This window comes from Arthrobacter sp. UYCo732 (assembly GCF_040547265.1).
Classification (GTDB): domain Bacteria; phylum Actinomycetota; class Actinomycetes; order Actinomycetales; family Micrococcaceae; genus Arthrobacter.
Map to the genome: position 1 here is coordinate 44,057 of NZ_JBEPPJ010000013.1, position 23,551 is coordinate 67,607.

General features: G+C 63.5%; 30 protein-coding genes and 3 tRNA genes. 24 read left to right on the top strand and 9 right to left on the bottom strand.

Annotated features, from left to right (window positions below; translation table 11 throughout):
• Nucleotides 1–4 precede the first annotated feature (4 nt).
• Both ABIB45_RS15550 and ABIB45_RS15555 read right to left on the bottom strand, forming a co-directional pair.
• Nucleotides 5–433, bottom strand: a complete 429-nt coding sequence (locus ABIB45_RS15550) for a metallopeptidase family protein (protein ID WP_354216740.1) — start codon at nt 431–433, stop codon at nt 5–7.
• A gap of 40 nt (nt 434–473) precedes the next feature.
• Nucleotides 474–1,433 (bottom strand): DMT family transporter, encoded by a 960-nt coding sequence (locus ABIB45_RS15555; protein ID WP_354216741.1) that lies wholly within the window; start codon nt 1,431–1,433, stop codon nt 474–476.
• Between the two features lie 129 nt (nt 1,434–1,562).
• Between ABIB45_RS15555 and ABIB45_RS15560 the strand changes: the two genes are divergently transcribed.
• On the top strand, nt 1,563–2,258 hold the full coding sequence (locus ABIB45_RS15560) for a DsbA family protein (protein WP_354216742.1): 696 nt from the start codon (nt 1,563–1,565) through the stop codon (nt 2,256–2,258).
• 9 nt (nt 2,259–2,267) lie between these two features.
• Here the strand turns inward: ABIB45_RS15560 and ABIB45_RS15565 are convergent, their stop codons facing one another.
• Complete coding sequence (locus tag ABIB45_RS15565) at nt 2,268–3,287, bottom strand: PHP domain-containing protein (protein WP_354216743.1); 1,020 nt, start codon at nt 3,285–3,287, stop codon at nt 2,268–2,270.
• A 167-nt stretch (nt 3,288–3,454) separates the two neighbouring features.
• Between ABIB45_RS15565 and ABIB45_RS15570 the strand changes: the two genes are divergently transcribed.
• The 4 genes from ABIB45_RS15570 (at nt 3,455) to ABIB45_RS15585 (ending at nt 4,839) form a co-directional block, all read left to right on the top strand.
• Nucleotides 3,455–3,527 (top strand) — tRNA-Glu (locus ABIB45_RS15570).
• Nucleotides 3,528–3,618: 91 nt separating this feature from the next.
• A tRNA-Asp gene (locus tag ABIB45_RS15575) sits at nt 3,619–3,692 on the top strand.
• Nucleotides 3,693–3,740: 48 nt separating this feature from the next.
• Nucleotides 3,741–3,816 (top strand) — tRNA-Phe (locus tag ABIB45_RS15580).
• Between the two features lie 309 nt (nt 3,817–4,125).
• Entirely contained in the window at nt 4,126–4,839 is a 714-nt protein-coding gene (locus ABIB45_RS15585) for a hypothetical protein (protein WP_354216744.1), read from the top strand.
• A gap of 632 nt (nt 4,840–5,471) precedes the next feature.
• On the opposite strand, the gene ABIB45_RS15590 is transcribed toward ABIB45_RS15585, so the two are convergent.
• On the bottom strand, nt 5,472–5,711 hold the full coding sequence (locus ABIB45_RS15590) for a LapA family protein (RefSeq protein ID WP_354216745.1): 240 nt from the start codon (nt 5,709–5,711) through the stop codon (nt 5,472–5,474).
• A gap of 374 nt (nt 5,712–6,085) precedes the next feature.
• Nucleotides 6,086–6,259 (bottom strand): hypothetical protein, encoded by a 174-nt coding sequence (locus ABIB45_RS15595; RefSeq protein ID WP_354216746.1) that lies wholly within the window; start codon nt 6,257–6,259, stop codon nt 6,086–6,088.
• A 275-nt stretch (nt 6,260–6,534) separates the two neighbouring features.
• Between ABIB45_RS15595 and ABIB45_RS15600 the strand changes: the two genes are divergently transcribed.
• The 4 genes from ABIB45_RS15600 (at nt 6,535) to ABIB45_RS15615 (ending at nt 7,688) form a co-directional block, all read left to right on the top strand.
• Complete coding sequence (locus tag ABIB45_RS15600) at nt 6,535–6,852, top strand: hypothetical protein (RefSeq protein ID WP_354216747.1); 318 nt, start codon at nt 6,535–6,537, stop codon at nt 6,850–6,852.
• A complete protein-coding gene (locus tag ABIB45_RS15605) occupies nt 6,833–6,982 on the top strand; it encodes a hypothetical protein (RefSeq protein ID WP_354216748.1) in 150 nt (49 codons plus the stop codon). Before ABIB45_RS15600 ends, ABIB45_RS15605 begins: the two co-directional genes overlap by 20 nt.
• A 102-nt stretch (nt 6,983–7,084) precedes the next feature.
• Nucleotides 7,085–7,291, top strand: coding sequence for a hypothetical protein (locus ABIB45_RS15610; protein ID WP_354216749.1), 207 nt, complete (start codon nt 7,085–7,087; stop codon nt 7,289–7,291).
• Nucleotides 7,292–7,436: 145 nt separating this feature from the next.
• Nucleotides 7,437–7,688: a DUF2382 domain-containing protein gene (locus ABIB45_RS15615; protein ID WP_354216750.1), complete on the top strand. Its 252-nt coding sequence runs from the start codon at nt 7,437–7,439 to the stop codon at nt 7,686–7,688.
• A gap of 304 nt (nt 7,689–7,992) precedes the next feature.
• Here ABIB45_RS15615 and ABIB45_RS15620 read toward each other — a convergent pair whose 3' ends face one another.
• Nucleotides 7,993–8,601, bottom strand: a complete 609-nt coding sequence (locus ABIB45_RS15620; protein WP_354216805.1) for an SDR family NAD(P)-dependent oxidoreductase — start codon at nt 8,599–8,601, stop codon at nt 7,993–7,995.
• An 86-nt stretch (nt 8,602–8,687) separates the two neighbouring features.
• Between ABIB45_RS15620 and ABIB45_RS15625 the strand changes: the two genes are divergently transcribed.
• The 10 genes from ABIB45_RS15625 to ABIB45_RS15670 all read left to right on the top strand — a co-directional run bounded on the left by ABIB45_RS15625 (nt 8,688) and on the right by ABIB45_RS15670 (nt 15,049).
• Entirely contained in the window at nt 8,688–9,278 is a 591-nt protein-coding gene (locus ABIB45_RS15625) for a TetR family transcriptional regulator (protein WP_354216751.1), read from the top strand.
• Between the two features lie 123 nt (nt 9,279–9,401).
• A complete protein-coding gene (locus ABIB45_RS15630; RefSeq protein ID WP_354216752.1) occupies nt 9,402–10,205 on the top strand; it encodes a maleylpyruvate isomerase N-terminal domain-containing protein in 804 nt (267 codons plus the stop codon).
• A 318-nt stretch (nt 10,206–10,523) separates the two neighbouring features.
• Complete coding sequence (locus ABIB45_RS15635; protein ID WP_502914539.1) at nt 10,524–11,561, top strand: LLM class flavin-dependent oxidoreductase; 1,038 nt, start codon at nt 10,524–10,526, stop codon at nt 11,559–11,561.
• A 46-nt stretch (nt 11,562–11,607) separates the two neighbouring features.
• Nucleotides 11,608–11,916, top strand: a complete 309-nt coding sequence (locus ABIB45_RS15640) for an NAD(P)H-binding protein (RefSeq protein WP_354216807.1) — start codon at nt 11,608–11,610, stop codon at nt 11,914–11,916.
• 44 nt (nt 11,917–11,960) lie between these two features.
• On the top strand, nt 11,961–12,095 hold the full coding sequence (locus ABIB45_RS15645) for a hypothetical protein (protein ID WP_354216753.1): 135 nt from the start codon (nt 11,961–11,963) through the stop codon (nt 12,093–12,095).
• 660 nt (nt 12,096–12,755) lie between these two features.
• On the top strand, nt 12,756–13,232 hold the full coding sequence (locus ABIB45_RS15650) for an Asp23/Gls24 family envelope stress response protein (protein WP_354216754.1): 477 nt from the start codon (nt 12,756–12,758) through the stop codon (nt 13,230–13,232).
• Entirely contained in the window at nt 13,229–13,420 is a 192-nt protein-coding gene (locus ABIB45_RS15655; RefSeq protein ID WP_190989538.1) for a hypothetical protein, read from the top strand. Before ABIB45_RS15650 ends, ABIB45_RS15655 begins: the two co-directional genes overlap by 4 nt.
• Nucleotides 13,417–13,797, top strand: coding sequence for a hypothetical protein (locus ABIB45_RS15660; RefSeq protein WP_354216755.1), 381 nt, complete (start codon nt 13,417–13,419; stop codon nt 13,795–13,797). The genes ABIB45_RS15655 and ABIB45_RS15660 overlap by 4 nt, the downstream gene beginning before the upstream one ends.
• A complete protein-coding gene (locus tag ABIB45_RS15665; RefSeq protein WP_502914538.1) occupies nt 13,794–14,441 on the top strand; it encodes a hypothetical protein in 648 nt (215 codons plus the stop codon). Before ABIB45_RS15660 ends, ABIB45_RS15665 begins: the two co-directional genes overlap by 4 nt.
• Nucleotides 14,438–15,049 (top strand): hypothetical protein, encoded by a 612-nt coding sequence (locus ABIB45_RS15670; protein ID WP_354216756.1) that lies wholly within the window; start codon nt 14,438–14,440, stop codon nt 15,047–15,049. Before ABIB45_RS15665 ends, ABIB45_RS15670 begins: the two co-directional genes overlap by 4 nt.
• Nucleotides 15,050–15,094: 45 nt before the next feature.
• Here ABIB45_RS15670 and ABIB45_RS15675 read toward each other — a convergent pair whose 3' ends face one another.
• Nucleotides 15,095–16,939 (bottom strand): glycoside hydrolase family 13 protein, encoded by a 1,845-nt coding sequence (locus tag ABIB45_RS15675; RefSeq protein ID WP_354216757.1) that lies wholly within the window; start codon nt 16,937–16,939, stop codon nt 15,095–15,097.
• Between the two features lie 162 nt (nt 16,940–17,101).
• On the opposite strand from ABIB45_RS15675, the gene ABIB45_RS15680 reads away from it, so the two are divergent.
• The 5 genes from ABIB45_RS15680 to ABIB45_RS15700 all read left to right on the top strand — a co-directional run bounded on the left by ABIB45_RS15680 (nt 17,102) and on the right by ABIB45_RS15700 (nt 21,742).
• Nucleotides 17,102–18,388: an ABC transporter substrate-binding protein gene (locus ABIB45_RS15680; RefSeq protein ID WP_354216758.1), complete on the top strand. Its 1,287-nt coding sequence runs from the start codon at nt 17,102–17,104 to the stop codon at nt 18,386–18,388.
• A gap of 6 nt (nt 18,389–18,394) precedes the next feature.
• Entirely contained in the window at nt 18,395–19,432 is a 1,038-nt protein-coding gene (locus ABIB45_RS15685) for a carbohydrate ABC transporter permease (protein WP_354216759.1), read from the top strand.
• Complete coding sequence (locus tag ABIB45_RS15690; protein WP_354216760.1) at nt 19,429–20,325, top strand: carbohydrate ABC transporter permease; 897 nt, start codon at nt 19,429–19,431, stop codon at nt 20,323–20,325. The genes ABIB45_RS15685 and ABIB45_RS15690 overlap by 4 nt, the downstream gene beginning before the upstream one ends.
• A complete protein-coding gene (locus ABIB45_RS15695) occupies nt 20,322–20,591 on the top strand; it encodes a hypothetical protein (RefSeq protein ID WP_354216761.1) in 270 nt (89 codons plus the stop codon). The genes ABIB45_RS15690 and ABIB45_RS15695 overlap by 4 nt, the downstream gene beginning before the upstream one ends.
• A gap of 98 nt (nt 20,592–20,689) precedes the next feature.
• Nucleotides 20,690–21,742 carry a LacI family DNA-binding transcriptional regulator gene (locus ABIB45_RS15700; RefSeq protein ID WP_354216762.1) on the top strand — a complete coding sequence of 351 codons (1,053 nt, stop codon included), beginning with the start codon at nt 20,690–20,692 and terminating at the stop codon, nt 21,740–21,742.
• A gap of 36 nt (nt 21,743–21,778) precedes the next feature.
• Here the strand turns inward: ABIB45_RS15700 and ABIB45_RS15705 are convergent, their stop codons facing one another.
• Both ABIB45_RS15705 and ABIB45_RS15710 read right to left on the bottom strand, forming a co-directional pair.
• A complete protein-coding gene (locus tag ABIB45_RS15705; protein ID WP_354216763.1) occupies nt 21,779–22,702 on the bottom strand; it encodes a DUF8083 family protein in 924 nt (307 codons plus the stop codon).
• 34 nt (nt 22,703–22,736) lie between these two features.
• On the bottom strand, nt 22,737–23,543 hold the full coding sequence (locus ABIB45_RS15710) for an exodeoxyribonuclease III (protein WP_354216764.1): 807 nt from the start codon (nt 23,541–23,543) through the stop codon (nt 22,737–22,739).
• Nucleotides 23,544–23,551 lie beyond the last annotated feature (8 nt).

The window sequence follows — 23,551 nt, forward strand, 5'->3', positions numbered from 1 at the left end:
AAGGCTAGTCCCAGCCGAGTTCGTGCAGCCGGTGGTCATCGATGCCGAAGTGGTGGGCGACTTCGTGCACCACCGTCACGGCCACCTCCTGGATCACCTCGTCGCGGGACGCACAGATGTCCAGGATGGGCTGGCGGAAGATGGTGATCCGGTCCGGCAGCGAGCCGGCGCCCCACCAGGAATCGCGCTCGGTCAGCGGGACGCCCTCATAGAGGCCCAGCAGGACGGTGTCCGGGTCTTCGCCTGGCTGCGGGACGTAGTCGTCCTCGATGAACACCGCCACGTTGTCCATGGCGGCCGCAAGTTTCGGCGGGATCAGGCCCAGTGCGTCGGCGACAGCGGCTTCGAAGTCGTCAGCGGACATCTCGAAGGGAAGCGGCTCGTGCGGGCCGTCCGGGATGATGGGCAGTCCGGGCGGCAGATTGGCGGGCATGTCCACGACTGTAGCGCGAAACCAACACCACCGGCCGCGGTCAGGAACGGATGACGGCCCGCGACCTGCGCCGGGTCAGGCCAACGCCCACCAGGCAGACCACGCCGCCCACCAGGCCCCAGACGGAGGGGACTTCGCTGAGGAGTAACCAAGAGATCAGGATGGTGGTGCCGGGGACCAGATATGTGGTCGCCGCCAGCTTCCCGGCGTCGATCAGCGACAACGCGTAAGCCCAGGTGGTGAAGGCGATGGCCGTGGGGAAGACCCCGAGGTACACCAGTCCCAGTGTTGCGGACATCGGGGCTGCCTGCAGTTCGGACACCAGCTGGCCGGTGAAAGGCAGGCAGCAGACCGCGCCCACCACGATGCCGAACCACGTGGCCTGGCCGGCAGGGATCTTCCGCAGCACCGGTTTCTGGATGATCACGCTGACAGCGGCGAGCACGGCGGCAAGGAGGCAAAGCAGCATCCCCGCAACATCCGCCGTCGAACGTTCACCGGCCGCCGGAGTGGAGCCGAGCGCGATCAGCGCCACCCCGCCAAAAGCCACCAGGCTCCCGATAATGAGCCAGCTCGGGAAACCTTCCTTGAGGATGAAGCCCGCCATGACGGCCACGAGGATCGGGTTCACGTTGATCAGCAGGGCCGCGGTGCCTGCGTCCAGAAGGTGTTCCGCGGCATTGAGGGCCACGTTGTACCCGCCAAACCACATCACGCCGTATCCGAGGATGGGCCACCACTCACGGCCGCGCGGCACTACTTTGCTTTTGCGCAGTTGTGGCAGTACCAGGGCGCCGAGCACGACGGCGGCAACCGCCAACCTGCCCAGCGCCAGGGAGCCGGGGGAGAAGCTTGGTCCGATCGCCCGGATGCCAACAAACGCCGACGCCCAGAGCACCACGGTGACCAGTACGGCTGCGATGCCCGGGGCGCTGATGCCACCGGGGCGTGTGGGAAGCGCGGCCGATGGTGCGGAGTTGGTGGGGGAAGATGAAGCCATGCTGCCAATCTAGCCCTGCCCCGGCGCCGGCGGCTGGCGGAAATCGGTCACGTCTCATCAACTACTTCCTGCCATCCTGTGGCCCCGGAATGGCCGGTCGATACCGACGCCTCGGTTAGGATACGTTTTATGGCCTCAGCTTCAACTTCGTCCCGAGGGTCCGCCCCTGACCCAGCTAAACGGATCCGCCTGGTCGTTTGGATCCTGCTCGGAGTCATCGTGGCCGCCGGGGGTGCCTGGTACGCGGTGCTGACATTGAACAAACCCGCGGCAGCGCCCGCCCCGGCGGCACCTACGGAACAGTTGGTGCGGGCGGACAGCCACCGGCTCTCCACACCTGCGGTTGAAAAGGCGCAGCTGGTGGAGTTTCTGGACTTCGAATGCGAAGCCTGCCGCTCCATCCATCCTTTTGTGGAGGAGCTGAGGCAGGAGTTTGGCGACAGGATCACCTTCGTCAACCGCTACTTCCCGCTGTCCTCGCACCCGAACTCCGGCACCGCCGCGCTCGCTGTGGAAGCCGCCGCGCAGCAGGGAAAATTTGACGCCATGTCCGCAAAAATGTTTGAAACCCAGGACCAGTGGCATGGAAAGCCTGAATCTCAGTCTGCGCTGTTCCGGGGCTTCGCCGAAAAACTTGGGCTGGACCTCGCCGCGTTCGACGCGGCGGTTGCGGACGACAAAACGAAGGACCGCATCCGCGCTGATATTTCGGACGGCACCGCCCTTGGCGTGACCAGCACGCCGACGTTTTTCCTGAACGGCGAGAAGCTGACCCTGACCACCAGGCAGGATTTCCGGCAGAAGCTCACAAACGCCGTGAAATAGCCCGCTGCGTCAGGCTTTCCCGGCCCACGCCAGAAGCCGGTCCAGAAGCCAGGTTGTAACGATGCGCTCGGCCGGTACGTTGTTCAGGGCCGCACGGGCCGCGCCGTACTGGAGAAAGTCCAGTTGCCCGGGAGCGTGGGCATCGCTGTCGATGGAGAACAGGCACCCGGCGTCCAGGGCCAGTTGGATCAGGTTGTCCGGCGGGTCCTGCCGCTCCGGCCGTGAGTTGATCTCCACAGCCACGTTGTGTTCCGCGCAGGCGGCAAACACTTCCTTGGCATCAAACTCGGACGGGGGCCGGGTGCCCCTCGATCCTTCCACCAGTCGGCCCGTGCAGTGGCCAAACACGTTGGTGTGCGGATCCCGGATGCCCGCGAGCATTCGCTGTGTCATGGTGGTCCCGTCCGCGCGCAGTTTGGAGTGGACGCTGGCCACCACAATGTCCAGCCGGCCCAGCATCTCCGGCGACTGGTCCAGGTCACCGGATTCCAGGATGTCCACTTCGATGCCGGCCAGGAGCCGGAAACCGTTGGTGTTGCCGGCGTTGAGCTCTGCCACGACGTCGAGTTGTTCGGCGAGGCGTTCCACGCTGAGCCCGTTGGCGATGGTCAGGTTGGGAGAGTGGTCCGTCAAAGCCAGGTATTCGCGGCCCAGGAGGCGCGCGGCATCAGCCATCAGGGGGATGGGGGACCCGCCGTCGGACCAATCGCTGTGGCTGTGGAGGTCGCCGCGGAGGGATCCGTGAAGCCCTGCGCCGCCGTCGGCCAGTGGCTCCTGCCCGCGCTCGCGCAGGTCCGCAAGGTAGTCAGGTACCTCGCCGTCCACCGCCTGGCGGACCACCTGGTAGGTCCTGTCGCCGATTCCCTTCATGCTTTTGAGCCGGCCGTCCCGGGCGCGGGTTTCCAGCTCGGCGGGGTCCAGTCCGGCGATGACCCCGGCTGCCTTCCGGAATGCCTGGACTTTGAATGTGGCAGCGCGTCCGCGCTCCAGCCAAAAGGCGATCTCGTTGAGTGCAGCGACGGCATCCATCTGTCCATCTTCGCCTGTTTCGGCGGCTTTTTTGCGGCCTTGCGGGTCGATTTTGGATTATTCCCGCCCAGGCCCTATAGTTTTAGAGTCCAGTTCGGAGAAACACGAAACGGCAAAGACTGACAGCCTTGGCTCGAAGCCTTTTCTTTTGTTCCGAACGGGTTCTGGCCCCCATCGTCTAGCGGCCTAGGACACCGCCCTTTCACGGCGGCGGCACGGGTTCGAATCCCGTTGGGGGTACGCAAGGAACTGGTCAGGCAGGCTGAAAATGTCTGGTAAGCTTGAAGCCTTGAAAAAAAGCGGTAGCGATACTGCGAAGCAAGAAAAGCAAGGCCCTGTAGCGCAGTTGGTTAGCGCGCCGCCCTGTCACGGCGGAGGTCGCGGGTTCAAGTCCCGTCAGGGTCGCTCTGGTTGTCGGAAGAGATTTCGACGGTCATGGTGACATGTCACCTAGGCTCTGTAGCTCAGTTGGTAGAGCGTTCGACTGAAAATCGAAAGGTCACCGGATCGACGCCGGTCGGAGCCACCAGCTAGAACCCCGCAGTTCCCCTCGTTTGCATGGGAACCGCGGGGTTTCTTTTTTGTCCCGTGAAGCGGATGCTTCACCTGGATCACCCGCAATCAGCCGAGTTCTGGGACGGTCCTTGGTATTCCCTTGGTATGCGAGTGAGTCTTGACGCTGCGATGGGGCCCGAGGTGACTGCACTCGACCGCTGTCTTGCCTTGAGGGTGGTCGGTTATCCCTGCGGATGGTGCCTCGACGCTCAGATCAGTGTTCATAGCCGGCCCACTCCCGACATGGGCGATACCGTGAGCCGTCGTCAAACGGACAGGTTCGGTGGCTACACTCCTGACTATGAACGCCGACGACGAACCGCAGGCCCCTGCGGAGCACCGCTGGCCCGCCGTCATTGGCCTGCTCGTCGCGCTCGCCCTGTACGCGACGCTGCCAACGGCTTTTCTGCCGGGCGTTCGCTACGCGGTTGTCATCGTCGGACTGGGACTCCTGATCCCGCTCATCGCCCTGAATCCCCGCCGCCTCACCCGCGAAACCCGCTGGTCCAGGTACCTTTCTCTAGGCCAGGCGCTGCTGCTGGTCGTAGCGAACGAGGCCGCCCTGGTGCAGCTGGTCATCGCCCTCACAAGCTCGAACAACAGCAACGGCCCCACCCTTCTGCTCGCCGCCCTCCAGGTATGGGTAACGAACGTCATCGCCTTCGCTTTGGTCTACTGGGAACTGGACCGGGGCGGCCCCGTCGCCCGCCGGCACACCCCGCGCCATGAATTACCCAGGGCAGACTTTCGCTTCCCCCAGGATGAGGACCACGACGCCGTGAAGGAAGTTGCCGCCAGGTCTTCGGTCAAGAGCGGCTGGACGGCGTCGTTCATCGACTACGTATACTTTTCTCTCTCCAACTCCATGGCCTTCAGCCCCACGGACACGATGCCGCTTTCCGCGCGGGCAAAATCGCTGATGGGGCTGGAGGCCTTCGGCGGCTTCGTGCTGCTTGCACTCGTCATTGCCCACGCCGTATCACTGCTCGGCCAATAGCATCCCACCGGGATGGAGAGGGTTAAGTATCTGCCGCACGGCGAACCTGGCGGGGGCTGAGAAGGCCTGTACGGAGGAGCCATCTGGTCGCCGTATTACAGCCGAACTTGGGCACCTCCAACACACCATGGACCCGGGCCAGCTTTCGGACAGACATATCTTTAACTCTCGCATCGCGGCGGATACGCTCGAATTGTTCCACTCTCGATCTCTCTTTCAAACCCGTTCCGTTCTCTAAGTCTTGGACGACAAAGCGAACGCTACGGGCGGGTCGAGGGTGGGGCCAATTCAAGCGACTAAAAGCCCTACAGGTGGGGCCAGTTCAGGATGCCATACCCACCCATGGACCGTTCACGCGGCGTGCTGCCGCCGGTAGTGCGCAGCCGGCCCTCATACAGATGGAAAGCCAAGCCTCGACGAAGCACGTCCGAACCCTGAAACTGTGGAGTTCCCGGACGGCCACACTGTCAGCGAGCCGGAAAAGCTTGACCGCATGGCCTGGGATCAGCCGCTGCACTGACTCCGCCCTCTGCAGGCACCGGACTTTTTATTCTCCACCGCCGGACCGTGCGCCTTCAACGGACGCACAGTCGTGTGAGCCAGGATTTGAACGGCTCAGCGCAGCGGCCACATCAGTGGCCTTGGGTATGTCTGCGGCGCCGTTCGGCAGCGCGCAACTGCAGAATCCGGGCACCTCCGGCTGCGGCGACGAGTAGCCCGCCAGCGACGGCTGCGATCAGAAGGGCCACGCCCAATGCGACGGTTCCCTGCAGCCCGAAGTACTTTACCTGCACCGCCTCCTGGTTCTGGAGGATGAGCACGATGAGCAGCACCAATACGATCAATGAGGTTGCCACAGCAACCCACGTCATCCCCGTTCGTGTTGCTCTCGGCGCGGATCCCGAAGTCGCTGTCCCAGCTCTGGTTCCATCGGTCCGGGAAGGCGTGTCTGCGGTTGGGAATGTGGCACCGGTGCCCGGTCTTGTGGCGGCCGGTCTCTTAGGCTCCGCGGGCTCTGGCTGTTGATACTGGCTCATGTAGGACGCTCTCCCTTTAGGACTCCCGTACGGGAAGTCGGGGTGGCGGCCGGTCCGTTCAAAGGACAGGCGCCACAGACATCATAAATACGTTCAACGGAATCTAGTAAGCAGGCTTATTAACATGATAGCTGCTAGGTCTGCGCCATCAGGAAAGCGGAAGGCCGGTTTCATCAGGACCGCGTCGCTGCGAGGTCATAAGGCGCCTATCAATTGTCGGCACGCCGGATCAGCGCGCGAACGGGGAGGGTGATGAGCCTGGTGGTCCCGGCCATAACCAGAAGGACAGCCAGGGCGGTGAGTTGACCGATGAACATCAGAGCAGCCACTGCCAGCGTTCCCACGTAAGTCAGTACGAACGAAATTGTTGCAGCATCACTCATCGGCGGCTGCCTCCGGATTAGTTGAGGGGAGCGGGTCTGGAGGCGGCGAAAAGCCCCGCAGCACGAGTCAGTAATGCGGGGCCTCTCTGGCAACCGCTCCGCCTGATGGGGGACAGGCGAAGAAGCTACAACCAAACTAATAGAAAGCATGCTTACTTTCAAGTTGCCTGACGACATCGGCCATTTGCCGCAAGGCCCTGACAAGCTGCTCGAAAAGTGGGCTTCGACCGGCTCGTTGCACGCGGCGGGGTCAAGAGGCCCTCGCCCGCTCGTCCATGGACGCCAGTGACATCATCATCGTCATCATCAGCGCCTCGGTCGCCGCAGGCGTGAAGACACTTATCCAGGGTTCCCTCGGCGGACTCTTTTACGGCAGCACACTGGGAAACATCGCCAGCATCTTCATTCTCGGCATCGGCATCGGCATCATCGCCGCCCTGAACCAGGTCGACATCGCCACCACCGTGACCAACCCGATCCTCATCGCAGTCCTCGCCGCGATTGTCGGCGTCATCATCGTAGGCGTTGGCGGCGGACTCATTTGGGCCGATGTCTCGCCGCTGGGAAGGCTACTTGAGCAAGGCAGAAGCTGAAGCGCCGCGGTTCAAGGCCGAGGCCGGATCCTCCCCGTCCGCCACAGACCAGCTGACGGCCAAGGCCAAGGAGGCGGCAGGCTCCAACAGCCACGGCGGAGCGCACGCGACCAAGAACCCCCTCGCCTGATCCCTACCGTTTCACCATTTCACCAATGCTGCATCAGAAACGAGAACACCATGATTACCACTGACAACCTCTCTGCACTGGCCACCGCCGGCGGAAACGTCGTTGGTTCCGACGGGCCACAAAATCGGCTCCATCGGACAGATCTATGTCGATGACCACACCTCAGAACCCACCTGGGTCACCGTCAAGACCGGACTGTTCGGAAGTAACGAATCCTTCGCCCCCATCGGTTCTGCCACCCAGGAAGGAAGCGACCTCGTCGTCCCTTATACCAAGACGCCCCGAACGTCGCACCCGACGGGCACCTGAACCCTGACGAGGAAGAACAGCTGTACACCTACTACGGCCTCTCCGCTGGCACCGACTACACCCGCACCGAACGCGGCACGGAAACCGGGACAGCGGACCGCGCCACGGCCGGGCACGCCTGCGCAAATACGTCGTCACCGAAAACGTGACCACCACCGTCCCGGTGCAACGCGAAGAGGTACGCCTGGAGTGTGAACCCATCACCGGGGGCAACGTCGGGGACGCCATGGACGGCCCGGCCATCAGCGAGGAAGAATACGAAGTCATTCTGCACGCAGCACGCCCCGCCGTGGAAAAGAAAACCGTCCCCGTCGAACGCGTCCGGCTGGTAAAAGACACAGTGACCGAACAGCACAAACGTCACCGAAGAATTACGCAAAGAAGAAATCGAAGTTGACGACGACGGCACCGCCAACGACCGCACCAGCCGCTAGCTCCCCGCCTGCCAGCCAGCAGCCTGTAAGCACCACCTAGCACCACAGCTGAGGTCCGTCTCCAAATGGGAGACGGACCTCAGCTTGCCAAGCGGGCAGCTCAGGGCGACGGCGCGCGGGCGGGGCGCTGTGGCGGCCAGCCGTCCGGCCGCACGGATCGAACACCGCCCGTGACTTCTAGCGTGCAGCGGCGCCAAATTTCAACTTTCGTCTTCACTGCCAATCCACATCTGCAGCCAGATGGAGGCGCATAGGCTGCCGGCGGCGTCAGTTGGCCCGCCGCTTGACTGCCCGCTGCAGCAAAGAACTCGGTTCCCATCGCACCGGGTGAGATGGCGAGGACGCGCAGGCCGGTACCCGCGCCTCCTCCCACAATGATTCGGTGAAGCTCAGGACGAAGGCCTTCGAGGCACCGTAAACACTCAAGCACGGCGACCGCAGGAAGCCAAGCAGGCTGGCAACGTTGATCAGGACCGCCGGCTCCTTGGCTCTGAATGAATCAAAGTAGGCGTGGCTAAGGTCCACGAGCGCCCCGATGTTCAGTGCCACAAGCTCCTGCAGGCGGTCGGATCTTCCTGACCGAAGGGATTTATGGGTACCGAAACCGACATTGTTGACCAGACCGGTGGCGAAAATTCCCCTGCTTTCAAGCTCGGCGCGCCGGGACCTGCCTGCGTCGGGGGCGCCAAGGTCCCGGGTGATGATGGTCACGCTGATGCCGTGGTCGCGGGTCAGTTCGCTGGCCAGCAGCTGAAGCCTGTCCTCCCGCCGCGCTACCAGGACGAGGGTTGCCCCCGGCGCCGTGCAAGCTGGAGGGCGAATTCGGCCCCAAGTCCGGAGCTGGCTCCCGTCACGATGATGGTCTGGGTGCCGCAGTCAATTTTGGTCAGGCAAGCACTATATGTAGAAATATGCACTGAATGCAATTTACTTGTCTAACTGCACAGATGTACCATGAGTGCATGAATTCCGCTCCGTCGTCCATCCGTACGCAAACCCGCGCCGTCATGCGTTCACTCCTGGCCCAAACCGCGATGCAACTCTTCTCGGAAAAAGGTTTCGACGAAACCACCGTGGACGAGGTTGCTGTAGCTGCAGGCGTATCCCGAAGGACCCTGTTCAACTACTTCCGCACGAAGGAAGACCTTGCGTTGAGCGGACTCAACGAGCAAGGAGAGGCCATCGCGGCTCGCTTGGCCGCGCGACCCGCAACGGAAGACGCCTGGGCATCCCTCCGTCAGGCTTTCCTCGTTCTTGACGAAATGGCGGCAACGCCAGAACACCAGTTGGAAATTGTCACCATGCTCTTCGACAATGATTCCCTGCGTGCCGGTCATGCCGAGAAACAGGCCCGTTGGACTGACCTTCTGGCACCGCTGATAGAACCACGCCTGGCAGAGTCCGCATCGCGTGAGTACAACGCGCGGGTCATCGCTTCAGTCGCCATCACCTGCCTCCAAATGGCAAACGAGGAATGGTTGCGGCGTAAGGGCAGCATGGCACTGTTCGATCTCTACGACGCGGCCATCGCCGCCGTCCGCTCTTCGAACTAACCTCCCATCCCGCGCCGGCTCCGGCTGGCTTCCCACGCGGCGCGACACTGGACGCGACGGCCGCTCGCGCGAACGCAGGCCGGGGTCCTCTACGCATCCCACCCTGACGAAAGGTGACAACGCATGCCCCCTCAACTTCCCAGCCCCGATCTGAAGAACCTTCTCACCGCACTGCGGGCAGAAAGTGCGCTCATGCTCGACTTCGCGAATGACCTCACCACCCAGCAGTGGAACAGTCCCAGCCGCGCTACCGGCTGGACCGTGGCGGACATCGTAGGACACATCGGATCTACCGCCCACAACTTCTATATCCCCGCAGGAATACGAGCCGCCCGCCAACCAAGCTTGGAAAAAGCCAACGAAGGCCCCGTAAGGGTCCGCCGGGGGTGGGACCGGGAACAGGTCATGGACGAATTCGAAAAATCCACCCGATCAGTGGCGAACATGCTCGCCTTCGTCAGGCACACACCGCTTCGCTCACTCCCCACCCGGCTCAATGAACTCGGCACCTATCCACTAGGGCTCCTCATTGGAGGAGCCCTCGCATTCGACCTCCACACCCACCTCCGCCATGACATCGCCCCCGCTCTCGGCGTGAGCGCACCCGAAACCGACGCCGACAGGATGCGCGCAGTCCTGACCTGGATGACTGCCGTGCTCAGTAACCAAACCAAGGCCGCACCCTCCACCGGCATCGAAGCCGGCCTCACCCTTACCCTGACCGGCCCAGGCGGTGGCAGCTGGCGGGTCGACGAGACCGGCCTGGCCAGCTCCGCCCAGCGCCCGACCGCCGCACACATCACCGCCCCCGCCATCACGTTCCCCGACTGGGGTACCCGCCGATCGTCATGGCACGACTCCCCACTCCAGATCGACGGCGACCACGAAATGGCTTCGCGCTACCTCAACACAGTCAACGTCATATAACGGGCCGGGGGCATGAAAGCCGATAAGAGAGGGCCGGCTTTGCGGGAAGAAGCCCAAAGTCTCACCCACGCAGGAAGCACTTGGCCGCGTCAGTGAGAAGGGTCGAAAGCCGCCATCTTGAACGGTGAAATAACCGCCATATTGTGCTACCAGTTACACCCTGCCTGTTAACTTGTTGGCGCTAGTTCACAGTTCCACAGGACGAGTCTGGATTCCTCCGACCTGGGCGCGACGCTGACTTGGGAACTGCAGATGCCCGCCGTGCTGCGGGAGGGGCGTGAGGCCGAGGCCCCGCGGGGAATAGGAACCGCCGCCACCATGTTGGCTTCTGGAGTGAAGCGCATCGGATTCCTGTCCTTCGGCCATTGGACCGACCACCCAGAGTCCGGCACGCGTAACGCGTCGGACGCGCTGTTGCAGGCGATAGACCTAGCGGTCGCGGCCGAGGAGCTGGGGGCGGACGGCGCCTACTTCCGCGTCCACCACTTCGCGCAACAGTATGCCGCCCCGTTCCCGCTGCTCGCTGCGATCGGGGCACGGACCAGCCGCATAGAGATCGGTACCGGCGTGATCGACATGCGCTACGAAAATCCGCTCTACATGGCGGAGGACGCCGGCGCGGCCGACCTGATCTCGGGCGGCCGACTGCAGCTGGGCATCAGCAGGGGTTCGCCCGAGCAGGTCATCGACGGGTGGCGCCACTTCGGCTTCGCCCCCGCCGAGGGCGAGTCGGACGCCGACATGGGCCGCAGACATACCGAGCGTCTGCTCGAAGTGCTCACCGGCGAGGGCTTCGCGGCGCCCAGCCCGCGCCCGATGTTCCCGAACCCTCCGGGCCTGCTACGCGTTGAGCCGCCCTCGGAGGGCCTGCGCGAGCGCATCTGGTGGGGTTCCGGCTCGAACGCTACGGCCATCTGGGCGGCGAAGCTCGGCATGAACCTGCAGAGCTCCACGCTGAAGGACGACGAGAGCGGCAAGCCCTTCCACGTCCAGCAGGCGGAGCAAATCGACCTGTACCGGCAAGCCTGGAAGGAGGCCGGGCACGAACGTGAGCCGCGCGTCTCGGTCAGCCGCAGCATCTTCCCACTGACGGACGAGCGCGACTGGCAATACTTCGGCCGCGACCGCCACAGCTCCGACCAGGTGGGCAATATCGACGAGAAAACGCGCGTGGTCTTTGGTCGGTCCTACGCGGGCGCCCCGGAGGAGCTGGCCGCGACGCTGGCCGACGACGAGGCGATCGCCGCGGCAGACACCCTGCTGCTCACGGTCCCGAACCAGCTCGGTGTCGACTACAACGCCCACGTCATCGAATCGATCCTCAAACACGTGGCGCCGCAGCTCGGCTGGCGCTGACCCCTGGTGGCATTCCCCACCGAAAGGCACAACATGAATCGAAGTTATCGGAGCAGCCGGCAAGGCAGGGCACGCCGTCGTCACAGAGGCCTTCTCGCGCGGCCACGAAGCCATCGCGATTGTCCGCGACCATGCCAGGGCCACCGAAGTGCTCGGCCCGGACATCCCCGTCCTGCTCCGGGACGCCTTCGACTTGAGCGTCGAGGACCTGACAGGATTCGATGCTGTCGTCAATGCCTTCGGTACGGCACCCGACCACGCGCCCCAGCACGTCGACCTTGCCCGCCACCTGGTGGAAGGCTTCCGCGGCAGGTCCTCCCCCGGCTGGTCTTCATCCTCGGAGCCGGCAGCCTGACCATCAGCGACGATCACCATCTCTTCGTAGAGGACATCCGCAATATGCCCGGCGCGGAGGCCTGGATCTCTATCCCGGAGAACCAGCTCAAGGAACTCGAATACCTGCGTGCCGTGGACGACGTCGACCGGGTCGGGCTCTCCCCGTCAGCAGTTTTCGCGCCCGGCGAGGCCCGCTAGGTAGTCCTGGGCAAGGATGAACTCCTCGTCTCCGAAGATGGCAGCTCGCACACCACCTCGGGCACCATGGCCGTAGCCATCCTGGACGAGATCGAGCAGCCCGCGCACCGCAACCAGCGCTTTACCGTCGGCGACCGCTGATCCACCCGCTTCGCCAAGATGCCGGCAGACTGCCCCGGGAGCTGCCGGTGAATGAGCCGCTCGGACGGTTGATGTCCATCGAGCTGAGCGGTGTATGGAATATGCTACTGCTCCCAAACGCGTCGCTACGCTACGGATGGGTAGTAGAGGGGGCTGTGGGGGAAGGGCCGGTGAAAATCCACGGGCAGCCACTGCAGCCTTGTTGCCGGGTGCCTTTCAGGTGTTTTCCGGACTTATGGGCGTCAACTCGCCGCCGAAGGCGGAGCCGGCTTGTCTGGAAAAACGGGCAGCGAGGGATGGCCACTCTTTCAAGACTGCAGTTGATTCGTTGAGACAATGACATAACCTCGGATAGCGCCTCCGGTGAACCTCTGGTGGTGCAATCAAGTCGCCTTGTCAGCATGGGAATCGCTGGGCGGGCTCGGCTGTCTGGTGCCCCCGGCCTGACATGCGCGGGGATTCCAGCACGTTCCCACGGCCAGGGGATAGGGTTGGGAACAACAGAAGGGGAAGTGTCTGATGGAATACCAGAACCCACAACCCGAGGCGGGGGTCGAGCGCCAGCTTGGTACGAGCCAGCTTGCTGCCAGCCACATGCGCGTGCCCGGGCACGGCCGCACCGTAATCGCTGAAACTGCCGTGGCAAAGGTCGCCGGGATTGCTGCCCGCGCGGTGCCCGGCGTCTATTCCCTGGGCTCCGTTCCGTCCCGCGCGCTGGGGGCCATCCGGGATGCGGTGGGCAGCTCGGACCATGCTGCCGGTGTCCGTGCCGAGGTGGGCGAAACCCAGGTGGCCGTGGACATCAGCCTCGTGGCCTCCTATGGCACACCACTACATTCCCTCGCTGACCAGGTCAGGTCATCCGTTTACCGCGCCGTCGAGGAACTCGTGGGCCTGCAGGTCATCGAAGTGAATGTCGAAATAACCGATGTCTTCGTGGCGCCGCCCCCGAAATCGGCTCCTCCCGCGGGCACCGAGAGAGAGGCGCTGCTGTGAACCTGACTGTTGTGGGCATTGCCGTGGGTGCGTTCGTGGCCTTCATGTCCTTCCAATTCGGGCTGTGGGGCTTCCTGATTTCGCTCCTCTTTATGGCCATCGGTGCCCTGCTGGGCCGCGCTGCAGAAGGGAAACTGGACTTGCGCGGCGTCCTGGACGCCATCATCGGCCGGCGCTCCTCATCGTGACCGCAGCCGCACCCCTCCTTCCGGCACAAGTGCAGAACGGTCACAACCGCATCAGCACCAAGGCCCTGACCAGCCTTGCCAAGGCAGCGGCCGCCGACGCCCTCGGAGTGGAGGCCCATGATGTCCGCGCGGACTGGTCGGACGACGACGGCCTGCTCGCTTTGGCCCTCGTCTCACCGATCAGGATTCCGCCACTGGCAGTCGTGCTCAGGGACCCCGGCAGGGTCGCTGCCTTCGGCGGATCCATCTGGGACAGGACAGTGGAGGCCAAACGCAGGATCCTGTCCACCGTCACAGCCCTGAGCGGCGCGCGCCTGAGCAGAGTGGACATCCGGATCAGCGGAGTCAAGCCAAGCGAGGGAGGCAGAGTCCAATGAACCACAAGTTAGTTGATGAGGACCACGCAGGCCCGACGGAAACAGGCCCGGCGCCCACCGGGCGTCAGCCGGACATGCGCCGGGTGGTGTACCGGGAGACGCATTCATCGCGTGCCGCTGTGGCGGTTGTGGCGGCCGTCCTGGTGATGTTACTTGCTGGTTATGGGCTTCTCGAATCGGCCGTGCACGCCATCGGGCAACCGGCTTGGCTGATCGAACCCCAGCTGGCGGCGGAGCGAATCGTTGCCCTTCCGGCTGGCCTGCCGCCCCTGTTGCTGGGTGCCGGTGGTGCTGTGATTGCGATGGTTGGCCTGGTCTTCGTGCTTAACGCCGTGCTGCCCGGCCGGCGCGCACGGCACGTGCTCAACGGTGGCGGTTCTTCGACGGTTGTGGTGGTGGATGACGAGGTCATCGCGTCGGCCCTGGCTCGCAGTGCCCGGCTTGCCGCCAACGTCACTCCGGAACAGGTCATGGTGGTGGTGTCCCAGCGCCAAGTCATCGTTAATGTCCGTCCTACCTCGGGTGTTCCTTTGACCGAAAACGCGGTGCTGGCCGCCGTCCAGGACGAGCTCCATGAGATGTCGCTGGACCCGTTGCCGGAAGTCCGCGTGAACATATCCACTGCCGGGGTGATTGGCGCGTGACCAGCACACCGTCGCTCCTAAACCGGATCCTGATCGGGCTCCTTGGATTCAAGCTGCTCGCTGGGGGCATCGTTCTGGTTCTCTTGGCCACGGTTCCCGCTGTCGCAACCTGGTGGCACGGGTGGTCGGGGGCCGCCTGGGCTGGTATGAACCAGGCCTTTAACGGCACCCGCTTTCCCGGCCGCCCCGAAAGCTGGTTGTGGATTGTGGCGGCGCTTGCACTGGTGGTGCTCATCGGGCTCATGGTCGCCTGGATCGCCCAGCAGGGCAAAGGCCGGAGCAACCTCTTGGTGGCCGAATTCGATCCGGGTACCGTGCCCGGAGACGTGCGGATCAGCGGCGGCGTCGCCGAGCAGGCCTTGAAGCATGCGTTGGCCGAACGGCCGGATCTGGCCGGGGCCACGGTGGCAACTTATGACGTTCAGGGCAGCCCCGCCCTAAAAATCAGGCTCCAGCCTCGCCAAGGCGTGGCGCCGCACCTTCTGGCGGCAGAAGTCGCGGCCCTGGTGACGGGCCTCGACGCGGTGGTGGGGAAACGGACGCCTGTCCTGATCCACATCGGCGCCGGGGCCCGGACACGGTTCAGCCGCGCCGAACGCGTGCGCTAGCGTGCAGGCCCGCACTTCCGTCTCGCCCAAAGGACGCCGCGACCCCTAGAGATCGGGCGTCCTTTGGTTTCGGCGAAGTTGAACACGCCGGCTGACGACACTGCCGCGGAGGTTGGGAGTCAGGTAGGCCGCACTGTTCGGCGGTATCTCGACCACAGCCTCGCTGGGCCCTGGCCCGCTCGTGAGAGCCACCGTAAATTCGGCGGGGACCGACACCGCCGAAGAACCCATATTGCTGAGGACCAAGACGCTGCCGTTGTTGAAAGCCAGTACACCGTTGGCCGGTTGATGAAGGTCGGCCCATTGGAACGTTCCGGACCCTAGGCCGTTGGCGGAGCGGAAGGCGAGAGCCGAGCGGTACAGCTCCAGGGTGGAACCGGCGACGCCGTCCTGCCGGTCCGCAGCAAGGTCCCTGAAGGACTCTGGCTGGGGCAGCCACGGCGCGGCCGGACCGACGGCGTCACGCCCGCCTTCACGAGTGAAAGCCCCCGCGAACCCATAACCGATTTCCTCTGAGTTCCAGGGAAGAGGAACCCGGCAGCCGTCGCGGCCGACTTCCACGCCGTTGGTACGGAAGAAAGTGGGATCCTGCCGGGCTTCGTCGGGCAGCGAGGTGTGCTCAGGGAGGCCCAGCTCCTCGCCTTGGTAGATGTAGGCGGAACCCGGCAACGCAAGGGAAACCAGCGTAGCCGCGCGGGCGCGTGCCAGTCCTAAGACCGCGTCCGGCTGCTCATCCGCGGCGGCAATGCCCTTCGGGAAGGTGGTGGGATCCTTCAGACCGAACCGGGTGCTGTGGCGGACGGTGTCGTGGTTACTCAGCACCCAGGTGGAGGGCGCTCCGACAGAGGCGTCGGCACGGAGGGAATCTTCGATTGCTTCGGCCATGCGTTCCGCGTCCCACCCGGCGAGGAGGAAATCGAAGTTGAAGGCCTGCTGCATTTCGTCCTTGCGGACATACCGGGCCAACCGTTCCGCCGGTTCCACCCATGCCTCGGCAACCATCATCCGATCGCCGTCATAGGCGGCCAGTACACGGTTCCAGTCGCGGTATATGTCATGCACCCCGTCCTGGTCGAAGAACGGTGAGGGAGGGTACTGCGGCGACACGGCGCGGTGGGGTTCCTGAGCTTCTGTATGCCCGCCCGGGGCGTCGCCCGGCGGCATATGTCGCTTGTCTGAGGCCTCCCCGGCGCCTTCCACCATGGCGGCTATGCCGTCCCAGTCCGGTAATCCAGCGTCCTTAACCAGTCCATGGGCAACATCCACACGGAAGCCGGCCACACCACGATCCAGCCAGAAACGCAGCACAGAACGCATCTCTTCCTTGACCTCGGTGTTGTCCCAATTCAGATCCGGTTGCCTGGTATCAAAAAGGTGCAGGTACCATTCGCCCGGGCCGCCGTTGGCTTCGGTAATCCTGGTCCATGCGGGTCCGCCAAAGATTGATCTCCAGTTGTTCGGGGCCAGGTTTCCGTCGCCGGCGCCCAGGACTTCATCGCGACCCTTCCGAAACATGTACCGGTCCCGCTCGTCGGATCCGGGAGGTGCGGCGAGTGCTTCGCGGAACCACTCGTGTTCGTCGGACGTGTGATTGGGCACCAGGTCAACGATGACTTTCAAGTCCAAGTTGGCTGCTGCCCGGAGCATTGCGTCGAAGTCGGCCAGCGTCCCGAAGAGCGGGTCCACCTGACGGTAGTCCGCGACGTCGTAGCCGGCATCCGCTTGGGGAGACTTGTAGAACGGTGACAGCCAGATGGCATCTACACCGAGCCGTTGGAGATACGGCAGTCGAGTCGTCACCCCCCTGAGGTCACCCATTCCATCGCCGTTCGCGTCGGCGAAAGAGCGGGGGTAAATCTGGTAGATGACGGCACTCGTCCACCAAGTCATAGGGGACGAGCCTGCATGGGAGGCGGAACTATTTGCCAAGATATCCTTTCCGTAAACATTGTGTGTAAACGCTTGCATTTCTCACAGTAACCTTACTAGTGTGATGCACACCACTTCAATTGCACCACCGATTTGCTCGAAACTCAGCGAGGAGTCTCCTACATGAAATCCCCTAAGTTCCTTCTGCCCGCCGCAGCGGCCGGCATCCTGGCATTAACCCTCTCCGCCTGTGGCGGGGGCGGTAGCACCGGCGGTGGAGGCGGCGGCGGCGACGCCGAGCAGGGCCTCGACGGCCGCGGCCCCATCACCTACGTACAAGGCAAGGACAACAGCAACGTGGTCCGCCCCTTGGTCGAAAAGTGGAACGCCGCGCACCCGAACGAGAAGGTCACCTTCAAAGAGCAGACCGACCAGGCCGACCAGCAGCATGACGACATCGTGCAGCACTTCCAGGCGAAAGACGCTGGCTATGACGTCGTCGATGTCGACGTGGTCTGGACAGCCGAGTTCGCTGCCAAGGGGTGGCTGCAGCCCCTCAAGGACAAGATGGCGATCGACACCAGTGCCATGCTCAAACCGACAGTCGAGAGCGCGACCTATAAGGGAACGCTGTATGCGGCCCCACAGACCTCCGACGGAGCCATTCTCTACTACCGCAAGGATCTGGTTCCCACCCCACCGAAAACCTGGGACGAAATGATGGGCATGTGCTCCATCGCCAAGGCAAACAACATTGGCTGCTTTGCGGGCCAGTTCAGCAAGTACGAGGGTCTGACAGTCAACGCTTCGGAAGCCATCAACTCCTCGGGTGGCTCCGTGCTGGACAAGGACGGCAAACCCAGCCTGAACACCAGTGAAGCCAAGACGGGGTTGGAAAACCTTGCTAAGGCATATGCCGACGGCAACATACCGAAGGAAGCCATCACCTACAAGGAAGAGGAGAGCCGGCAGGCATTCCAGGACGGCAAGCTCCTGTTCCTGCGCAACTGGCCCTACGTCTACAACCTGGCCGTCACCGAAGGATCCTCCAAGGTGAAGGACGTCCTGGGCATGGCTGCTCTCCCGGGCAAGAACGGTCCGGGTGCCTCGTCGCTCGGCGGCCACAACATGGCTGTCAGCGTCTACTCGAAGAACAAGGCCACCGCCCTCGACTTCCTGAAGTTCATGACCTCCGAAGAAACTGAAAAGTTCTACGCCACCCAGGGCTCGCTGGCCCCCGTTCTGGGTTCGCTGTACGACGACCAGGCCCTCGTCGCCAAGCTTCCGTACCTTCCAGTATTGAAGACTTCCATCGAGAATGCCGTGCCGCGTCCGGTGACGCCTTTCTACCCGGCGGTCACCAAGGCCATCCAGGAAAATGCCTACTCTGCCATCAAGGGGGAGAAATCCGTGGAAACTGCTTTGTCAGACATGCAAAAGTCCATCGAATCCGCTAGCGCGGGACAGTAGTCAGTCATGGCAACCGAATTGGGCCCGACGCCGGTAAAGTCACCGGCGTCGGGCGGTACCCCCGTCCATCGCGGACTTAAAGGGGTTGGGGAGGACAACAAGATCCTGAGCCAGGGAAAGTGGGCTACCTGGCTTCTTGCTCCGACCATCATCGCCTTGGCCGTCGTGATTGTTTACCCGATCATCAGCGCAATTGTGATGTCCTTCCAAAACGATGCCGGGCTCGATCCGGTTACTGGACTGTTCACCGCCGGCGGCCCGGCAGGTTTCCAAAACTACGTCAACTGGCTTGCCCAGCAGTGCGCGGCTCCCGGTGGCGGAACAGTTGCATGCCCGCCTGGAACCCTCGGTGGCCAGTTCTGGTCGGCCACGGCCACAACGTTCTTCTTCACGATTGTGACCGTAACGCTTGAGACGATACTCGGTTTCTGGATGGCTCTCATCATGGCGAGGACATTCCGTGGCCGCAGCCTGGTCCGGGCAGCAGTCCTGGTTCCTTGGGCGATTCCCACTGCGGTTACTGCCAAGCTGTGGCTGTTCATCTTTGCTTTCGAAGGCATCGCCAACAAGCTGTTCAACACCACCATCCTTTGGACAGGCAGTGAATGGCCAGCCAAATGGGCTGTAGTCATCGCAGACGTCTGGAAGACCACGCCCTTCATGGCGCTGCTCATCCTTGCCGGCCTGCAAATGATTCCCGCCGATGTTTATGAAGCCGCCAAGGTTGATGGTGCCACCACCTGGCAGAGGTTCCGGATGATCACTCTTCCGCTGGTAAAACCGGCGCTCATGGTTGCTGTCCTCTTCCGCACACTGGATGCTTTGCGGATGTTCGACCTTCCGTACATCCTTACGGGAGGAGCCAACAACACCACCACGCTGTCCATCCTGGTCATTAACCAGATCAGGCAAGGGTTCAACGCGGCGGCAGCATTGTCCACGATCACCTTCATCATCATTTTCCTGGTTGCGTTCATCTTTGTGCGCTTCCTGGGGGCGAACGTCGTGGAACAAAGCGGCGCCACGGGTAAGGGGAAGAAATGAGCGCCGCGACAGCCGCGACCGACCTCCGGGCGCAGCAGGACAGAGGCCGGAAGGCTGCCCAGAACAAGGAAAAGTGGGCACAGGGCCGCACATACATCAGCGCCGTCGTCGTCCTGATCTGGTGCCTGGCGCCGGCATATTGGATGGTGGTCACGGCCTTCCGCGACGTGGGCTTCACCTACGACACCTCGATCCTGCCGACGCATGTCACGCTGGACAACTTCAACACCGCTTTCGACACGTCCTTCGGCAACCACTTCGGGCAGGCACTGCTCAACAGCGTCTTCATTGGCGGCGTGGTCACGGTGGTGTCCCTGCTGATCGGTGTATTCGCCGCCTACGCATTGGCCCGCCTGAACTTCCGGTTCAAGTTCCTGGTGCTCGGCTTTATCCTGGGTGCGTCCATGTTCCCGGGCGTCGCCCTCATCACCCCGCTGTTCCAGCTCTTCACCAACATCGGCTGGATGGGCACCTACCAGGCGCTGATCATCCCGAACATTTCCTTCGTTCTGCCTCTGACCGTCTACACCATGACCTCCTTCTTCCGCGAAATGCCGTGGGAGCTCGAGGAGTCCGCACGAGTGGACGGCTGCACCCAGGGCCAGGCGTTCCGGAAGGTGATCCTGCCCTTGGCCGCGCCGGCTATCTTCACCACGGCAATCCTGGCGTTCATTTCCTCCTGGAATGAATTCCTGATCGCCAGCCAGTTGTCCAGTGATGCCACCCAGCCGGTAACGGTTGCCATCGCAAGCTTCGCTGGCGCCCAACCGAACCAGATCCCTTACACGGCCATCATGGCCGCGGGAACGATCGTTACTATTCCGTTGGTGATTCTGGTGCTGGTCTTTCAGCGCAAGATCGTTGCCGGCCTCACCGCGGGTGCCGTCAAATGAAAGGTGCGGCTGCGGACGGCGAGCAGAATCACGGGCTTTTTCGCAGCGAACACCGGCGGGCCCGTTCCGGAGAGGATTTCGACATCATTATCGGATTCCTGGGCTTCTGGGCGGTGGTCTTGCTGGTGTTAACCGTCTGGATGGAGGTCACCGCCCAGCCGGCCCTCGGCTGGGCGTTGGGCCTGCTGGCTTTGCTGGTGGCACTTTATGGAATGGTCCGGCTCCGCCGACGCCTGCCCTCGAGAACCGCCACGCGTAAGAAATAAGGGCTGATCGAGGGCTCAGGGCTGGACAGAATAAACTGTCTTGCTGCAGGCGTAACAGCAGGCAGCAAGGATCTGGCAACGCTGGCGAGGGGGGTACCGTGGCACGCATTACGGAGAGGGCGCAACGTGGCGGCCACAACGGCGTTAGCATCGAGGACGTAGCAGCAGCCGCCGGGGTATCCACGGCCACAGTGTCCCGGGCCGTGCGCGGGCTGCCAAGGGTCTCGCCCGCCACCCGGGAAAAGATCCTCGACGTGGCGGAGGCCCTGGGCTACGTGGCGTCCTCGTCGGCGTCCGGATTGGCCACCGGCCGCACTAGGACCATGGGCGTCCTGGCTCCTTTTGTGAGCCGGTGGTTCTTTTCCAAAGCCATTGAAGGTGCGGACCGCGAACTTCACGCCAGGCAGTACAACCTGTCGCTCTTCAACCTGGGCGGGCACGGCAGCAACCGAGAGCGTCTTTTCAGCAAGACCATGGTCTACAAACAGATCGACGCCCTGCTGGTCCTCTGTATGGCCCTCACGCCCGATGAGTTGGACCACCTGCAGAAAATCGACATCCCGCTGATTGTGGTGGGCGGCCACGTGGAGGAGTGCGCGTATATAGGGATCGACGACTATGCTGCGTCGTCCACGGCCGTGCGGCACCTGATCGACCTCGGCCACCGGGACATTGCGTTGCTGCACGGTGACGACGAAACGGATCTCAACTTCGACGCACCCCGTGTGCGGATCCTGGCCTTCAAGGAAGTGATGGCCGCCGCGGGGCTCCCCGTCCGGCCCGAGTGGGATGAGTGGGGAGACTTCACACTCCGCAGCGGCCAGGAGGCATTCCGGCGCCTGTGGACCCGGCCCGGCCCCAAACCCACCGCCATCTTCTGCGCCTCCGACGAGATGGCCATGGGCGTCATCTTTGAAGCCGCCCGCGCAGGAGTCCGGGTGCCCGAGGACCTTTCGGTGGTGGGAATCGATGATCACGATTTCGCCGAGGCGATGGGCCTGACCACCGTGGGGCAGCGGCCCGACGAACAGGCCGAGCTGGCCACTAAAATGCTCCTCGACGAACTGAACGGTACGCCCGGCGCGGTACGCTCCGCCGTCGCACCCCACAAGCTCATCGTCAGGCGCACGACGGCGCCGCCCCCTTCCTGAGGAAGCTCACCCCGGCCGCGTTGAGGAAAGTTGTGGTCAGGAGGCGCGGGCGAGTTGCCGGATGGGAATCCAGCGGGAAGCCAGCCGCCGGTAAGCTGCGGCGGCACCGGTCATGTCGCCCTCGGCGAGGCATTCGATGCCCAGCCGGATGTCCATCGGTGACTCGTCCGGGTAGACCTTGTCCGCGACGGCGCCGTAGTCGAGTTCAACCATGGAATTGACGTGGAACAACTCGAGCCACTCGGTCAGTTGGGCGAGATCGTCCAGCATGTCCAGGTCAGGTGCGGCCAGGGCCAGGTTGGCCACAGCGTAGCGTGCCCGCTCCATGGCATCCGTGATGGAGGCCCACACCCTGACGGTGAGAATACGGCCCCCGGATTCCACCACATCCTTATGGTCACCCTCGGCGAAAAGCGAGAACCAGCTGAACGGAATGCCCCATGTGGAGGCGCGGCTATGGACCCGGACACTGCCGTCGCGGGCCTTGACCTGGTCGATCCGTTCCTGGTGTTTGTCCCGCTGCTCCTCAGGAATCAGCATTTCAGCCAGGGGCCCGTGGATGCCCTCCATCAGCGCGTTGGCGGCGAGTCCGGCGCGCAGGACCAGCTGGCTGGGGCAGTAGAGCAAAACACGCCCCGGGCCAGCACCTGCGCCGGCGGCGGCAGCACCGGCGTCGGACGCTCCAGCCTGCGCGGCGCCGCGGGGCGGGATGCCGGGAGCGCTGGTGACGCGGACCAGGTCAGTCCGCCCGGTCGGAAACGGGTCCCCGCCCGCGCGGGTGATCCGCCCAAGCGAAGCCAGCAGCTCGGCGTTTTCGACGGCGGCCCGTGAGGAAGGGCGCGCGCCGGCCGCCCGGATGGCCTCCCGATGTCCCTCGGGGAAGGCAGTCAGTGGCTCGTAGACCCGGAGCGTGGAGGAAAATGGCAGGCCGGCCTGGCCCCGGTAGAGGTTTCCCGTCATGACAGTCTCCCTTCCGGGGCCCCGGCGGCGGCCATCAGTCAGCCAGCTCCACCAAAACGGGCGCGTGGTCCGAAGCGCCCTTCCCCTTGCGCTCCTCACGGTCGATGGAGGCTCCGGTGACCCGGGCGGCCAGGGCGGGGGAGCCCAGCACGAAGTCGATGCGCATGCCCTCCTTCTTGGGGAACCGCAGCTGCGTGTAGTCCCAGTACGTGTAGACGCCAGGCCCGGGCGTGTACTGGCGCGCCAAGTCCGTAAACCCGGCGTCGGCGAACGCGTGGAAGGCCTCGCGCTCCGGCGGGCTGACGTGGGTGTAGCCCTGGGAGAGGAACAGGTCGATGTCCCACACGTCCTCATCCAGCGGGGCGATGTTCCAGTCGCCCATCAGGGCAACCTGCGCATTCGGGTCTGCTGAAACCACGCCCTGGGCATGGGTTTTCAGGGATTCAAGCCACTTGAGCTTGTAGGGCATGTGTTCGTCGTCCAACGAACGGCCATTGGGCACGTAGAGGCTCCAGACGCGGACGCCGCCGCACGTGGCAGCCATCGCGCGGGCCTCCTGCACGGGGTCCTTGCCTGCCTTGCCGAACGCGGGTTGGTCCAGGAATGTGCGCTCCACGTCCGCCAGGCCAACCCGGGACGCGATGGCTACGCCGTTCCACTGGCTGACGCCGAAATGGGCCACCTCGTAGCCCATGCGTTCGAACAGCTCCCACGGAAAGTTCTCGTCCTTGCATTTGGTTTCCTGGATGGCCAGGACGTCGCAGTCGCTGCGTTGCAGCCAGGCCTCGACACGGTCGGCGCGGGCACGGAGGGAGTTCACATTCCAGGTAGCAATCTTCACAGTCCCTA

Bases quoted from the DNA above. Each gene is read 5' to 3' on its own strand.
- ABIB45_RS15555 (WP_354216741.1), bottom strand. From the start codon at position 1,433: ATGGCTTCATCTTCCCCCACCAACTCCGCACCATCGGCCGCGCTTCCC.
- ABIB45_RS15650 (WP_354216754.1), top strand. From the start codon at position 12,756: ATGGAATACCAGAACCCACAACCCGAGGCGGGGGTCGAGCGCCAGCTT.
- ABIB45_RS15565 (WP_354216743.1), bottom strand. From the start codon at position 3,287: ATGGATGCCGTCGCTGCACTCAACGAGATCGCCTTTTGGCTGGAGCGC.
- ABIB45_RS15675 (WP_354216757.1), bottom strand. From the start codon at position 16,939: ATGACTTGGTGGACGAGTGCCGTCATCTACCAGATTTACCCCCGCTCT.
- ABIB45_RS15590 (WP_354216745.1), bottom strand. From the start codon at position 5,711: ATGACGTGGGTTGCTGTGGCAACCTCATTGATCGTATTGGTGCTGCTC.
- ABIB45_RS15665 (WP_502914538.1), top strand. From the start codon at position 13,794: ATGAACCACAAGTTAGTTGATGAGGACCACGCAGGCCCGACGGAAACA.
- ABIB45_RS15595 (WP_354216746.1), bottom strand. From the start codon at position 6,259: ATGAGTGATGCTGCAACAATTTCGTTCGTACTGACTTACGTGGGAACG.
- ABIB45_RS15600 (WP_354216747.1), top strand. From the start codon at position 6,535: ATGGACGCCAGTGACATCATCATCGTCATCATCAGCGCCTCGGTCGCC.
- ABIB45_RS15680 (WP_354216758.1), top strand. From the start codon at position 17,102: ATGAAATCCCCTAAGTTCCTTCTGCCCGCCGCAGCGGCCGGCATCCTG.
- ABIB45_RS15550 (WP_354216740.1), bottom strand. From the start codon at position 433: ATGCCCGCCAATCTGCCGCCCGGACTGCCCATCATCCCGGACGGCCCG.
- ABIB45_RS15685 (WP_354216759.1), top strand. From the start codon at position 18,395: ATGGCAACCGAATTGGGCCCGACGCCGGTAAAGTCACCGGCGTCGGGC.
- ABIB45_RS15690 (WP_354216760.1), top strand. From the start codon at position 19,429: ATGAGCGCCGCGACAGCCGCGACCGACCTCCGGGCGCAGCAGGACAGA.
- ABIB45_RS15695 (WP_354216761.1), top strand. From the start codon at position 20,322: ATGAAAGGTGCGGCTGCGGACGGCGAGCAGAATCACGGGCTTTTTCGC.
- ABIB45_RS15705 (WP_354216763.1), bottom strand. From the start codon at position 22,702: ATGACGGGAAACCTCTACCGGGGCCAGGCCGGCCTGCCATTTTCCTCC.
- ABIB45_RS15560 (WP_354216742.1), top strand. From the start codon at position 1,563: ATGGCCTCAGCTTCAACTTCGTCCCGAGGGTCCGCCCCTGACCCAGCT.
- ABIB45_RS15635 (WP_502914539.1), top strand. From the start codon at position 10,524: ATGTTGGCTTCTGGAGTGAAGCGCATCGGATTCCTGTCCTTCGGCCAT.
- ABIB45_RS15645 (WP_354216753.1), top strand. From the start codon at position 11,961: ATGCCCGGCGCGGAGGCCTGGATCTCTATCCCGGAGAACCAGCTCAAG.
- ABIB45_RS15625 (WP_354216751.1), top strand. From the start codon at position 8,688: ATGAATTCCGCTCCGTCGTCCATCCGTACGCAAACCCGCGCCGTCATG.
- ABIB45_RS15630 (WP_354216752.1), top strand. From the start codon at position 9,402: ATGCCCCCTCAACTTCCCAGCCCCGATCTGAAGAACCTTCTCACCGCA.